Genomic DNA, 14,181 nt, shown 5'->3' with positions numbered 1-14,181 from the left:
CAACTTACTCAATGCTAAGTTCGTCGATGATATGAGAGGCTCCTGCGTATTTATCGATGATAAACAAGGTATAGCGGATGTCAACACAAGCGGCTCGCTGCGATGAAGGACGGAAAGCAATGTCTCCTGTTAAGCCTTCAAAGTTGCGGTCGAAAGCAGTTCCAACCAACTGACCTTTGCTGTTAAATACCGGACTACCGGAGTTTCCTCCTGTATTGTCGGTGTTTACGATAAAGCAGACAGGCATTTCACCGTTTTTGCCATAACGTCCATAATCCTGGGATTTATATAACTCTTTTAGCTTTTGAGGCACTACGAATTCCCAGTTTCCCTGATCTTCTTTTTCCATCACACCTTTGAGGGTGGTATGAGCATCATATACCACACCGTCAGCCGGTTCATAAGAAAGCACCTGGCCGTATGTCAATCGTAAAGTAGAGTTCGCATCCGGATAAATCGGCGTTCCTTTTTCCTGTCTCATGTCCATCATGCCTTTCACCCATACTTTATGAGCTGCGTCATAGTTCTGATTGGCTTCTTTCATGGCAATGGCTGTTTTCAGAATTCCGTCGGTAACAGAATATTTGAATAATACCATCCAGTCATATCCTATTTTATACAAACTTGGTTTCTTGATAAACTTCTCAAAGTTTTTAGGATTGCCGAAAATGGAATGTTCGAAACAGGCATCAACGAAGGCGTCAATACTTCCCTTGAAACGAGAATTGATGATTTCGAAGATGTTGATTCGTTGTTCTGCAGGAATGTAGTTGGCATAAGTCTTCAGCATTTCTTTCGCTACCATCCGTTCCACGTCGGGGAAAGGGACAGAAGCAAAATACTTATCACCTTCTTTCTTCAGTTTTAGTTTTGCTTCTTTTATCTGCTCTTTATCTTTCGATTTCAGAGCGGTAACCAATTCTGTCGTGGAAGGGATACGCATAAAATCAAGGGCGGTGACCAATGCTTCATTGATAGCCTGCTGATGATATAGCGCATCGCGTCGGTGAGATACAATAGAGCGAATCTCATCAAAGGCTTTCTGATACGAATCATCTCCCTTCTCACGGCCGCGGGCTAATAGTTCTTCTTGCTGTGCACGTTTGGTATCCAGTACATTGAGGCGTATCAGTCCTTCATTCATGCCGATTGCATTTTTCCAATAATTGGCCGAAGAAGCATATTTGCTTGCATAATGAATACGCACTGCCGGATCTTTCAGCATTTGCTCCATAAGTACTTTCTGACGGGCTCCGCGTACATGCTGGCGCATGAAATTGGTCGTTTGCATCCGTTCTTCCACTTCGTCGGCAATCATATACCGCCAGTTACGTCCGGGGAATCCCATGACAAAGGTGAAATCTCCTTCCTGAACTCCGGCGAGGCTGATCTTCAGATGTTTTTTCACTTGCAGAGGAACGTTGTCTTTAGAATATTCTGCCGGTTTTCCATTCTTGTCCGCGTAAATACGGAAGAGAGAAAAGTCGCCTGTGTGACGAGGCCACATCCAGTTGTCGGTATCAGCTCCGAATTTACCGATGGAAGAAGGAGGAGCCCCTACCATACGAATATCACTGTATACTGTTTTGATGAACAGATAATATTTGTTTCCTCCATAAAAAGCCTTGAGCTCCAACTTTGTTGCAGGAGTTATTTCTATATTCTCGGCTTTGGCAAAACGTTCTGCTACGTTGCCAAGATAACTTGGAGATAGATAATTAACACCATCCGGGTCCGGATCTTTTTTCAGTTGTTCGTTGACGTAATCCGTCACATCGAGAATCCGGTCGATAAAAGTGACGGTCAATCCCGGAGTAGGGAGTTCCGCATCACGGTTCATAGCCCAGAAACCATCTGTCAGATAGTCATGTTCTACATTACTATGTTGCTGGATAGCTCCATAACCACAGTGATGGTTAGTCAGTACCAGTCCTTCGGAAGAGATAACTTCTCCCGTACATCCTCCTCCGAAGTGTACAACAGCGTCTTTTAGAGAAAGGCCATTTGCGTTGTATACTTCCTCTATCGGAATTTCGAGACCAAGTTCGCGCATGGCAACAGCGTTCTGTGCTTTCAGATCGGTTAGCATCCACATGCCTTCGTCGGCGTGGATGCTAAGAGTTGCCAGTGAAAATAGGACAAATAGGATTTGCTTTCTCATTTATTCTACGATTGTCATTTCATTGATTAGGTGTCCGCAGTTTCCTAACTTTTCCAAAATGAACAGGACATAACGGATATCCAGGTTAATACAACGTTGTAGGTTGTTGTCGAAGTTGATGTCACCGCTTAATGATTCCCAGTTGCCATCAAAAGCGCAACCGATCAGTTCTCCGTTTTCATTCAGTACCGGGCTGCCGGAGTTACCACCGGTGATGTCGTTGGTCGACAGGAAGCAGACAGGCATATCACCATTTGGCAAAGCATAGCGGCCATAATCTTTCTTTTCGATCAGTTCTTTCAGTTTGGCAGGTACAACGAATTCACGGTCTTCCGGATTTTCTTTTTCAAGAATACCTTTAGTGGTCGTATAGTAGTTGTAGTGTACGCCGTCTTTCGGATCATAAGGTTTCACGTTACCATAGGTCAGACGAATGGTAAAGTTTGCATCCGGATAAGAAGGTACAGGCAACTTCATTTCACCTAGACCACGGATATAAGTTTTGTGCAGCAAAGCTAGTTCCTGATCCATATCCTTGAGCTGGGAAGCCAGTGTATCCATCAAGTCGTATTTAGACTGGCAGTATTGTAGTGCCAGATCATTGTCAATCGCTTTCACTGAAGGCTTCTTTGTAAACTTCTCGAAGTTTGCCCGGTTGGCAAAAATAGAGTTGTCATACATATCATCAACGAATTTGTTATAATCGCCTTTATATTTCTGCTCAATAACCTTATAAATAGAAGGACGTTGGTTTGCCGGAATCATTTCAGCATATAAGGGGAACAAGGCTTTCGCTACCTTGCGGTCTACTTCATGATCGTAATCTTTGTTATGGATGCTTTCGTAAGTGCTTTCCAAGGCTTTCATGCGTGCTTCGATTACAGAATCGTTTTTCTCAAGCAATGCTTCGCGTGTTTTAGTCAACATCACATTGCCAAATTCGATAGCTCCGAAGAAAGTCTCTCTCAAACAGGTGTACTGATAGTTGAGAGGAGTTGTCTTAGCTACCAGGTCATCAATGTTCTTCACTACCGCTGCATATTCAGCATTGTTTTGTGCTTTTGCAAACTCTGCGAATTTGGCTTCTTGTGCAGCTTTTGTTCCCAATACATCATTATCGATGATGGCCTTATTCATGCCGATGGAGTTTTTCCAATAGTTGCTGGAACCCGCATACTTGTTAGCATATTGAATACGGATTTTGTCACTGGCATTCATTACCTCTTTCAGGACAGCCAAACGTGCACCACGAATACGGATACGTGGATCGTTTTCCGATTCCATACGTTCTTTTACTTCTGATACAGTCAGGTAGCGGCTCGTACTTCCGGGGAATCCCATAATCATTGCATAATCTCCTTCTTTCAATCCTTTGATAGAGATAGACAAATGTTTCTTGGTTTTCAGTGGGACGTTACTCTCGCTGTATTCTGCAGGTTCACCATTTGCATCTGCATAAATACGGAACATGGAAAAGTCACCGGTATGACGCGGCCACATCCAGTTGTCTGTTTCACCACCAAACTTACCGATAGAAGAGGGTGGAGCGGCTACCATACGTACATCCGGATATATTTTCTTATAGAAAAGATAGAATTTATTTCCGGCATAGAACGGAAGAGCTTGCGGAACAATTCCCTTTTTGTCTGCCAGGTCACTTTTAAAATAAAGATCATGAGCCAGCTTTTGAAGGAATATATTGCTGAATGATTCGGATTCGGTGATTTCTTTCGCCGCGATCTTGGCATTGACAATATCCGTAATATCTTCGATACGTTCGATAAATGTGAATTGCAATCCCGGAGTAGGGAGTTCTTTGTCTCTGGAAGTAGCCCAGAAACCATCAGTCAGATAATCGTGCTCAACACTACTATGTTGCTGGATGGAGGCGTAGCCACAATGGTGATTGGTCAGAATCAAACCTTCGGGTGAGATAATTTCTCCGGTACATCCGCCTCCGAATATACCTACGGCATCTTTAAGAGAAATTCCATTCGGATTATATAGGTCCTGTGCTTCCAGTTTTAATCCTTGTTTTTTCATCATGTCTATGGAGTGTTGCTGTTGCATCAGTTGCAATAGCCACATACCCTCATCCGCTTTAACGGAACATACAAAAAGCGCAGCCAGCGCTAATAGATAAAGTCTTAGTCTGTTCATTATTTAATGATAAAATTAAAATATATGATTGGTTAGTATTCAATTTTCAAATCTCCGTTCTTCAGTGCTTCCATGATATTAGCAGGCGGACGTTGATTCATCAGTTCGTTTTTCATAAAGTCCATATAAGGAGCTACATGCTTAAAGAACTGGTAATAGCCTTTGCATAAGTAATTCAATCCCGGTTCGCCTTCTGCCGTTTGGCTGAAACGATTTTTCGGGCATTCTCCGTTGCAGGCAAACAGGAACTCACATTCCTTGCATTGAGTAGGGAGAGACTGATATTTCATGTTCCCGAAATTGTGCTGACGCTCGCTATGCATCATTTCCACCAGAGTTTTACTATAAATGTTGCCTAATTTATATTCGGGAAATACAAAATGGTCGCATGAATAAACATCTCCGTTGAATTCCATCACGCCGGCATGACCGCAGGTCTTTGCCATTGTGCATATACCAGGCTGTTCGCCCATCCAGTTCGCCAAAGTCGAATCGAATATTTGTACATAGTACTTGCCTACATCTTCTTTCACCCATTCGTCGAAAAGAGCACAAAGGAAGTTGCCCCATTGCTCCGGAGTGATCGAAAAATCGGCAAGGGTTCCGGCTTTATTTTCTGCAAGAGAAGCGAGGTGACGACCGTCCTCATGTGAGAGAATACGTTCAACGATAGGAGCGAACTGGATATACTGACAACCGATTTCTTTGAAGAAACGATAAAAGTCTAGTGGATAGTCGGCATTGAAGTCATTAATAACCGCCATCGCATTCCATTCCACCCCATGTTTTTTCAAAAGATTGATGCCTTGCATCACTTTCACAAAAGAGGGTTTTCCCATTTTATTTTTGCGATACTCGTCATGAAACTCCTGGGGACCATCGATAGAGACTCCTACCAGCCAATTATTTTCACGGAAGAACTCGCACCATTCGTCGGTGAGCATGGTTCCGTTGGTTTGGATGCAGTTGTCGATCGTTCGTCCTCGGGCATACTTTTTTTGTAGTTCCATCGCCTTTTTATAGAAGGAGAGCGGTCGCATCAGCGTTTCTCCTCCGTGCCAGGTGAAAAGCACCTGCGGCATGGTTTGTGAGTTAATGTACTCGTCGATAAACTTTTCCAGAAGTTCATCGCTCATTACGTGTTTCAGATTGTCTTTGTATAGGTTGGCCTTTTCCAAATAGTAGCAATAATCGCATGCTAGATTACATACGGCACCTACAGGCTTTACCATTACATAAAGCGGTTTGGCAAAAGGGGCAAATGTTGATGTTTTCATGACCGCAAAATTAGATAAACTAAATGAAAAAAATAGCCTTATACCTATGTTTATAAGGATTATTAAAGAAAAGAGTCTTACAAGATTTAAATATTGATAAAATGTTTCTTTGAATTCTGAATCAGTTGTACCTTTGTACCCAGAATTTAATGAATAGATGAACGTGAATAAAATTTTGCCTTTTTTGCTTTTGCTTCCGTTTTTGGCTTCCTGCACCAGTAAGTACAAGATTGAAGGAACCTCTTCAGTGAATAGTCTGGATGGAAAGATGTTGTATCTTAAGTCCCTTCGTGATGGAGAGTGGGTGAAGCTGGATTCAGCTGAAGTAGTGCATGGTCTGTTCTCAATGAAAGGGAAAATAGATTCCGTACAGATGGTGACACTTTATATGGATGAAGAAAGCATTATGCCGATTGTGTTGGAAAGTGGGAAGATAACTGTTACCATTAGCAACACGGACCTCAAGGCAGTCGGAACATCTTTAAATAATGCACTGTACGAGTTTATCAGCAAAAGAAACCAATTGGAAGAAAGCATTGGTGAACTGGAGCAGAAGGAAACCCGTATGGTACTGGATGGAGGCGATCTGGATGAAATTCACGGTCAGTTGGTGGTGGAAGGAGACTCACTGATGAAAGCGATGAATCAGTATGTAAAGACGTTCATCTCCGATAATTACGAAAATGTGCTGGGACCCAGTGTGTTTATGATGCTCTGCAGCTCTTTGCCCTATCCCATTATGACTCCGCAGATTGATGATATAATCAAGGATGCTCCTTATTCTTTTAAAGATAATAAGCTGGTTAGAGAGTTTCTGTCTAAAGCAAGAGAAAACATGAAGTTGATAGAAGAACATCAACGATTGGAACAAAATGCTTCAACAAATAAGTAATACTTGAGTTTTTTGTGTATTTTTGCACAAAACTCAAGTAAAGTGAAAACGACTACTGTTTCGGTATACGCCGCTTTCTTTTTTATTTTAGTCTTATCGGTTTCTTGTCATAGAGATTCGGAGGCCCCTGATGCGGCATTCCAGAGGATTGAAATGTGCATGGAATCTCTTCCGGATACAGCTCTGTATCTATTAAAGTCAATACCTCATACTGAAAAATTGCGTGGAAAGTTGCAGGCGGATTATGCACTTTTATTGACGCAGGCGATGGATCAGAACTATGTGAAGTTTACTTCTGACTCATTGATTGCACTGGCGCTGAATTACTATACTGTAGAGCGTGGTGACTCTGTTACGCGTGCTAAAGCACAGTATTATTATGGAAGAGTGTTGCGTGAATTGGGCAAAGATGAAGAGGCTTTGACGTTTTTATCTTCGGCAAAAGAAATGTTCGGGAATATTCAATGTTGTAAGATGTTTGCAATGGCTACTGATGAGATAGGGATGATTAACCGGAAAAAGAAATTGTATCAGGAGTCGTTGAAGAATTTTCGGGAGTCATATACGATCTATGAAGAGTTGAAAGATTCTTTGAGTCTTGTCAGAGCCGGGCAAAATATAGGCCGGGCTTATTTGTTTCAGAATAAATGGGATAGCTGCTATTTCTATTATACTTACGCTTTAGAACTAGCCAGGGAAAAGCAATATCCGTCTGAAGTTTCCATTTTACATGAGTTGGGGATACTGTACCGTTCCATGGGAGAACTGAAAAAGTCAGAACGCTATTTTCTTGCAGCTTATGAAAAAGAAACGGATGAAGAAAGGAAATACGTGGAGTGTATGTCTCTCGGCTATTTGTATATACAGATGGGCGATGCAGAGAATGCCCGGAAATATTTTAAGATGAGTATCAATTCTTCTAAAGAATATACCCGTATTGACGCATATAACAATTTATACTTTCTTGAAAAAGATATTGATAATTTTGAAGAAGCGATTATCTACCATGAAAAAGCGGACTCTATCGTGAATGTATTGGATGAAGTCGATTCGCAGGAGTTGATAACAGAACTGCAAAAGCAGTACGAGAACGAGAAACTCCGGAATGATAATCTACAACTGAAAGTGGACCGTACAGTTTTTATATTTTGCGGTACGGTTATTTTCCTGATTGTGGCCTTCTATATGTGTTATTACTACTACAAAAGTAAAAATCACAGGAAGAAGATTGCCGAAATCGAATCCCAGATTAGAGATAATGAAGAGGAGATAAAGCGATACCAGCAGGAGATGGAAGAAATCCAGGAGTTGAAAGATCAAGTACTGGAAGAGAACCGCATACTGGAAGAAAATCGAATGAAGGTAGGCGAGTTGAATGGAAAGATTGTACTTCTAAGTATGCAGAACAAAACCTTATCGGGACTGTTGAAAGAACTGGGAGGAGAATTAACTGTCGGACCCTCTTCTGAACAGTACATATCCGCTTTTCGTCTGCTGCTTGCTATCAAAGAGGGAACATTAAGAAGTAAATTGTCTAATGGAGAACGCTATAAATTGTTTAGCCTGTTTGATTTTCTCTATTCTAATTACGTTACCCGGTTGCTTGACAAAACTCCTTTATTAACTAAACATGATCTTGAGATCTGTTGCTTTCTTAAATTTGGACTGACCAATGAAGAACTGGCGCGTATTTTTCAGACCTCTTCCGATTCTGTTACCAAAGCAAAAGGAAGGCTGAAAGGTCGATTAGGCATTTCTCCACAAGAAGATTTGAATGTGTTTTTAAGGGATTTTTGATAAATAAAAAATGAATTGTCCGGGTCATTAATAGAACGCTAATCTGTATTTGATTGAAATGTAAGTGCTTACGAAAAATCAGGCGCACTGATTTTGTCCGGGTGACTTTTTTTGTGTTTTCGGATGCATGCTGTACTTTTGACACAACAAAAACCAAATAGCTATATGAAAAATCCTAATGAATTATCTGCCGCCTCTTCTTTGAGAGGTGACGAATTGCAGTTAATAGAACAAAAAGCCAGCATTGTTGTCGGAATAGCAAATTCTCGCACCAGGTTACGGATAGGAATTCTATTAAGTAAATATTCAGAGTATCAGGTGGATTATATATCCTCCGAGAGTGAGATCGGTAAACTGATTGAAGAAGCCGACTTGATTATTGGTGCGGGGATTACCGCTTACGAAGGGGTATTGCGCCGAAAGCCGGTGATTGTAGTGGGTGATTATGGCTTGGGAGGTCTGGTTACTCCGGATACATTCCGCAAGCATTATAACAATCGGTTTAGAGGGAAGATTAATGGTGTCAGAAATGAATCTTTCTCATTAGAGAATTTAGAAAAGGAAATTTATAAAAGTTTTAATTTGACTTTTCAAGAATTACAAATGATGTCAAACCAAACCATAACCTTGCAAAACATCTAAATATCTGAATTTCTTAATTTAATAGTTTGATGCATAAAACTGGTTAGGAATATGGGGGTGCGTGAGCATCCCCATATTTATATAAGATTATGTACTGACTATCGGTCTTGATCTTCGTTTTTCACCATTCCCTTGTATTGTTCCGGCAGGGCGCTTTCAACCGCAGCGTAGGCCTCTGCCATGGTTGCCTTGATATTTTCCATTCCTTTCCCTTTGGGAGGAATAGGCTCGTGAATAGTCAGAATCATGCGATGACGGTGTATCCATTTGCCTGTGCGTGGCAGAATCTCGAATGAGCCGTCAATGGTGACGGGTACAACCGCCAACTGTAAATCATCAGCCAACTGGAAAGCGCCTTTCTTAAAGTATCCCATGTGTCCTGTAAATGTACGCGCTCCTTCAGGAAAGACTACGAGAGAAACCCCGTCTTTCAATGAGTCTTTTGCCTGCCGGATTGTTTCCAATACTTTTTTAGGACCAGATCTGTCTACAAAGATATGTCCTGCACTTTCACAGGCTTTTCCTACAAACGGCAGTTTGCGCAGGCTTTTTTTCATCATCCACTTAAAGTTTCTTCCGATGAAGCCATAAATAAGGAAAATATCAAATGAACCCTGATGGTTAGGTACGAAAATATAGGAAGTCTTGTCATGCAACTTTTCACGTCCCTCAATCTTCACGGGAATCAATAGAAACAGACAAATTAATTGTGACCAAATCTTCCCCGGATAATATCCCCAGATGTGGGCTCCTCCCAAGAGAGAACCTACAATAGTGACGATTGCCGTGAGGATGGTCAACACTAATAAAATAGGCAAAGCGATGCAAATCTGATAAATATAATACAGTATCTTCATAGGGTTGGATTTTTATCCTGCAAATATACATGATTATTGGTAAAAAAGAGAGGCAGATGTGATATAATCTTTTTGATTGTGTTATTTTTGCCTCTTGTTATTAGAGATAGTTACAAAATTATGATACGTATATTACATACTGCCGACTGGCATCTGGGACAAACCTTTTTTGGTTATGATCGCACGGAAGAACATGGAGTATTCCTGAATTGGCTGGCAGAAGAAATTCGTCAGAAAGAGATTGATGCATTGATTATAGCCGGAGATGTTTTTGATGTTTCCAACCCTTCCGCAGCATCCCAAAGCATGTATTATCAGTTTATTTATCGGGTGACAGCAGAGAATCCGTATTTGCAGATTGTCATTGTTGCCGGCAATCATGATTCGGCAGCACGCCTGGAGGCTCCTTTGCCTCTGTTGCAAGCTATGCGGACGGAAGTCAGAGGGGTAGTTCGCAAGCTCGAAGGCGGAGAAATCGATTATGACCATTTGACTGTGGAACTGAAGAACCGGAAAGGGGAAGTGGAATTGCTTTGCATGGCAGTTCCTTTTCTGCGTCAGGGAGATTATCCGGCCGTGCAAACGGAAGGCAATCCGTATGCGGAGGGAGTTCGCGAACTTTATGCACAACTTTTGCAAAGGCTATGGAAGCGAAGGACGGAGAATCAGGCGATTCTTGCCATCGGTCATTTGCAGGCTACAGGATCGGAAATTGCAGAGAAGGATTATAGCGAGCGTACCGTGATTGGTGGGCTGGAGTGCGTATCTCCGGAAACTTTTTCCGAACAGATAGCTTATACGGCATTGGGACATATACATAAAGCGCAGCGAGTGTCCGGAAGAGAGAATGTGCGGTATGCCGGAAGTCCCATTCCGATGTCTTTTGCCGAGAAACATTATCATCATGGAGTCGTGATGGTGACTTTCGACGGAGGTTGTGCGGTGGACATTGAACGGTTGGAATGCCCGAAATTAATACCTTTGTTGAGTGTCCCGAACGGAGAACCTGTTTCACCGGAAGCCGTCTTGGAAGCCTTGAAGGAACTACCCGAGACAGAAGCCGTAGCCCCATATCTGGAAGTAAAGGTATTGTTGGAGGAACCGGAACCCATGCTTCGGCAGGAGATTGAAGATGCACTGGCAGATAAAAACTATCGGTTGGCGCGTATTGTTTCTACCTATCGCACTGAAACTGGAAATACGACGAAAGAAAATGAAAACTGGAAGAGGGGGTTGCAGGAAATGTCTCCCTTGCAGATTGCACAGTCTGCCTTTGAGAAGATTTATCAGGTGGAAATGCCTGTAGAACTGACAGGTTTGTTTGAAGAGGCCTATTTGGCTGCTACCCGTAAAGAAGAGGAGGAAGAAGAATGAAAATACTAGCTATACGATTGAAGAATCTGACCTCGATAGAAGGAACGGTAGAAGTGGATTTTATGGCAGAACCATTACATTCTGCAGGTATCTTTGCCATTTCAGGACCTACCGGTGCAGGTAAGTCTACTTTATTAGATGCCTTATGCCTGGCATTGTATGATAAGGCTCCCCGCTTTGCTACTTCAGTGGAAAATGTGAACCTGGCAGATGTGGGAGACAATCAGATTAATCAGTCTGATGTTAGAAATTTGCTGCGCCGGGGGACAAGTGATGGTTATGCGGAAGTCGATTTTTTAGGTATTGACGGACGGCGTTACCGTTCTCGTTGGTCGGTGAGGCGGACAAGAAACAAGATAAACGGTTCTTTGCAGTCACAAACGCTGGAAGTGAAAGAACTGGATACGGAGAAAGAATTTCAAGGTACCAAGAAAGAGTTGTTGATTCAGTTGGTGGAGTTGGTTGGCCTGACGTATGAACAGTTCACCCGTACAGTATTATTGGCACAAAATGATTTTGCTACATTTCTGAAATCAAAAGGGGCGGCAAAAGCAGAATTACTGGAGAAGTTGACAGGAACCGGTGTGTATTCCCGGATTTCTCAAGAGGTCTATGCCCGGAATAAGGCGGCACAAGAAGAGGTGACCTTGATTCAGAATCGGATGAATGTGATCGAATTGATGCCGGAAGAAGAGCTGCTTGCTCTGCAAAAAGAGAAAGAACTATCGACTGAAAAGCGTGCGGCAGGGATTAAACTGCTGGCAGAACAGAATGAACAACTGAATGTGGTTCGTTCATTAAAAATACAGGAAGAACTTTGTAAGAAAAAGCAGCAGGAAGAACAGGAGGAACAGGCTAGGGAGAAAGTTCTGCAGGGTGCATTGGCTTCCCAAGAGGAAGGATTGGTGCATTTTAAGGCACAATGGGAGGCCATACAGCCGGACTTGAAGAAAGCACGTCAATTGGATGTACAGATACAGTCTCAACAAAGCAGCTATATACAGTCGCAGCAGATTTTACAAGCGGCTAACAGGCAGGTGGCGGAGCAGGAACAAAAAATGCGAGTGGCTGCGGAACAATTACAGGTGTCTTATTCTTCTCTGAACCGCTTATTAAGCCATGTAGGGATAGAAGAAGCACTGCAACTTGAACAGGTGGAAGAGATTCTACGGCAAGAAGAAAGTAAACTGGTTGCCGCTACCAGTACGAATGAGGAACGTTTGTTGCGCTTAAATTCTTTCGGATATCCGTTATTGGCCGAAGAACAGGTGAAGTTGCAAAAAGAGTTGACTCGTCAGCAGAATATCCGGCAATTAACGGAAACGCAGACGAAAGCAAAGACGGAAATAGAAAGACTGGAGAAAGAAGTGGCCAATTGTCTGAAACAATTGACGGAGCAAGAAACCGCATTGAAAGTTACTCAACGTCTTTACGAAAATGCACGTATGGCAGTGGGAAAAGACGTGAAAGCATTGCGCCGGCAATTACAGGAAGGGGAGGCTTGTCCGGTTTGCGGTAGCACAGCGCATCCTTATCATCAGGAACAGGAGGTGGTAGATACTCTTTTCCGGAGTATAGAGCAGGAGTATAATGTAGCATCAACCAACTATCAGCAGATGAATAACCGGAGCATTGCTCTGCAACGTGATTTGGCGCATCAAAAAACGGTGGACGGACAGATCGCGGAACAGTTGGCAGCATTATATAAAGCAGGGATTGAAGCCGGAAACGAAGAGCAAATACAACACCGTTTGGCGGAACTGGCAATACGTATTTTGGAATATCGCAATCTTTATGCAGAATGGCAGCGCAGCGATGAAGAAATTAAAAAGATGCGTGCACATTGTGAAGCCCTCCGTGAGAATGTTTCTCTCTGTCGTTTGGCTATGCAGAAAGTATCGTCTGCCAAAGAACAGCTGGTAATCTTACAGAATGCTGCTTCGGCCGAACTAAAGAGATTTGAAGTGATAGAGAAAGCGCTGAATGTGCTTCGTCAGGAACGTTCGCAGCTATTGAAAGGAAAAAGTGCGGATGAAGCGGAAGCTGCCGTAGCAAAAAGAGAGAAAGAACTGAATCTCGCTTTGGAGAAAGCACGTAAAGAAGTAGAGGCGGTACACAACCGGCTTTCCGGTTTGCAAGGAGAGATGAAGCAAATTGCACTAGCTATAGGAGAGTTGCAGGAACAGTATAAAAAGATAGAGTCTCCCGAACTGCTTCCCGAAATAATAAAGAAGCAACAGGAAGAAAACCTGAATATAGAACGTGCCCTTTCTACTATGGAAGCCCGCCTGCTACAACAAGCAAAGAATAAACTGACTGTGGAACAGATTGCGAAGGAACTGGCAGAGAAACAAACTGTTGCCGAACGTTGGGCAAAATTGAATAAACTGATTGGCAGTGCGGATGGAGCGAAATTTAAAGTGATTGCTCAAAGTTATACTTTGAATTTGTTGCTGCTTCATGCCAATCAACATTTATCCTATCTCTCTAAACGCTATAAGCTGCAACAGGTACCCGATACGTTGGCACTTCAGGTAATAGATTGCGATATGTGTGATGAAATACGGACCGTGTACTCTCTTTCAGGAGGTGAATCGTTCCTGATTTCTTTGGCACTGGCTTTAGGTTTGTCTTCCTTGTCAAGTAATAATCTGAAAGTTGAATCTCTTTTTATTGATGAAGGTTTCGGCTCTTTGGATGCGGAAAGTTTGCGTACAGCGATGGAAGCATTGGAACAATTACAGATGCAGGGGCGGAAAATAGGAGTAATCTCTCATGTGCAGGAGATGAGTGAACGGATTTCTGTTCAGGTGCAGGTACATAAGAAAGTGAATGGAAAAAGTGTGCTTACCGTGGTGGGGTAAGCACACTCCTTACTACTTAGTATGAATTATTCAGGTTGGATTCTTTTACATTAATTCGTTCAGTTCGCTTAAATTCTTTTTGATTTCGTGGATACGATTTAAGAACTTCTTGCGGTAAATCCATAAGATCAATCCCAGTCCTCCGCCCCATAACAGG

Annotated in this window: 9 protein-coding genes; 5 read left to right on the top strand and 4 right to left on the bottom strand. The window is 42.5% G+C overall.

The features are described from left to right. Window positions 1-4 precede the first annotated feature (4 nt). Genes KQP79_RS13565 through KQP79_RS13555 form a run of 3 tightly spaced genes read right to left on the bottom strand, consistent with a single transcriptional unit; the run spans window position 5 to window position 5,598 of the window. Complete coding sequence (locus tag KQP79_RS13565; RefSeq protein WP_004325553.1) at window positions 5-2,161, bottom strand: S46 family peptidase; 2,157 nt, start codon at window positions 2,159-2,161, stop codon at window positions 5-7. After that, window positions 2,162-4,321, bottom strand: coding sequence for a S46 family peptidase (locus tag KQP79_RS13560; RefSeq protein WP_004306012.1), 2,160 nt, complete (start codon window positions 4,319-4,321; stop codon window positions 2,162-2,164). Window positions 4,322-4,353: 32 nt separating this feature from the next. Next, window positions 4,354-5,598 (bottom strand): anaerobic sulfatase-maturation protein, encoded by a 1,245-nt coding sequence (locus KQP79_RS13555; protein WP_004297342.1) that lies wholly within the window; start codon window positions 5,596-5,598, stop codon window positions 4,354-4,356. A gap of 157 nt (window positions 5,599-5,755) precedes the next feature. Here KQP79_RS13555 and KQP79_RS13550 point away from each other — a divergent pair, with 157 nt between their 5' ends. The 3 genes from KQP79_RS13550 (at window position 5,756) to KQP79_RS13540 (ending at window position 8,929) form a co-directional block, all read left to right on the top strand. Further along, complete coding sequence (locus KQP79_RS13550) at window positions 5,756-6,490, top strand: DUF4369 domain-containing protein (protein WP_004306014.1); 735 nt, start codon at window positions 5,756-5,758, stop codon at window positions 6,488-6,490. Window positions 6,491-6,532: 42 nt separating this feature from the next. Next, entirely contained in the window at window positions 6,533-8,287 is a 1,755-nt protein-coding gene (locus tag KQP79_RS13545; RefSeq protein WP_138343254.1) for a hypothetical protein, read from the top strand. A gap of 165 nt (window positions 8,288-8,452) precedes the next feature. Then, entirely contained in the window at window positions 8,453-8,929 is a 477-nt protein-coding gene (locus KQP79_RS13540) for a hypothetical protein (protein WP_004306016.1), read from the top strand. 98 nt (window positions 8,930-9,027) lie between these two features. Here the strand turns inward: KQP79_RS13540 and KQP79_RS13535 are convergent, their stop codons facing one another. Beyond that, window positions 9,028-9,786 carry a lysophospholipid acyltransferase family protein gene (locus tag KQP79_RS13535; protein ID WP_004297350.1) on the bottom strand — a complete coding sequence of 253 codons (759 nt, stop codon included), beginning with the start codon at window positions 9,784-9,786 and terminating at the stop codon, window positions 9,028-9,030. 120 nt (window positions 9,787-9,906) lie between these two features. Between KQP79_RS13535 and KQP79_RS13530 the strand changes: the two genes are divergently transcribed. Both KQP79_RS13530 and KQP79_RS13525 read left to right on the top strand, forming a co-directional pair. Further along, window positions 9,907-11,160: an exonuclease SbcCD subunit D gene (locus KQP79_RS13530; RefSeq protein ID WP_004297351.1), complete on the top strand. Its 1,254-nt coding sequence runs from the start codon at window positions 9,907-9,909 to the stop codon at window positions 11,158-11,160. After that, window positions 11,157-14,024 (top strand): AAA family ATPase, encoded by a 2,868-nt coding sequence (locus KQP79_RS13525; protein ID WP_004312025.1) that lies wholly within the window; start codon window positions 11,157-11,159, stop codon window positions 14,022-14,024. Before KQP79_RS13530 ends, KQP79_RS13525 begins: the two co-directional genes overlap by 4 nt. Window positions 14,025-14,181: the final 157 nt, after the last annotated feature.

Origin of the sequence: Bacteroides sp. DH3716P, assembly GCF_025914115.1 — a bacterium.
Lineage (GTDB): Bacteria > Bacteroidota > Bacteroidia > Bacteroidales > Bacteroidaceae > Bacteroides > Bacteroides ovatus.
Note: the sequence above shows the minus strand (reverse complement) of the source record. Positions and strands in the feature narration are given on the sequence as shown.

Excerpts from the sequence above, each read along its gene's own strand:
- KQP79_RS13525 (WP_004312025.1), top strand. The coding sequence starts at position 11,157 with ATGAAAATACTAGCTATACGATTGAAGAATCTGACCTCGATAGAAGGA.
- KQP79_RS13555 (WP_004297342.1), bottom strand. The coding sequence starts at position 5,598 with ATGAAAACATCAACATTTGCCCCTTTTGCCAAACCGCTTTATGTAATG.
- KQP79_RS13560 (WP_004306012.1), bottom strand. The coding sequence starts at position 4,321 with ATGAACAGACTAAGACTTTATCTATTAGCGCTGGCTGCGCTTTTTGTA.
- KQP79_RS13565 (WP_004325553.1), bottom strand. The coding sequence starts at position 2,161 with ATGAGAAAGCAAATCCTATTTGTCCTATTTTCACTGGCAACTCTTAGC.
- KQP79_RS13530 (WP_004297351.1), top strand. The coding sequence starts at position 9,907 with ATGATACGTATATTACATACTGCCGACTGGCATCTGGGACAAACCTTT.
- KQP79_RS13540 (WP_004306016.1), top strand. The coding sequence starts at position 8,453 with ATGAAAAATCCTAATGAATTATCTGCCGCCTCTTCTTTGAGAGGTGAC.
- KQP79_RS13535 (WP_004297350.1), bottom strand. The coding sequence starts at position 9,786 with ATGAAGATACTGTATTATATTTATCAGATTTGCATCGCTTTGCCTATT.
- KQP79_RS13550 (WP_004306014.1), top strand. The coding sequence starts at position 5,756 with ATGAACGTGAATAAAATTTTGCCTTTTTTGCTTTTGCTTCCGTTTTTG.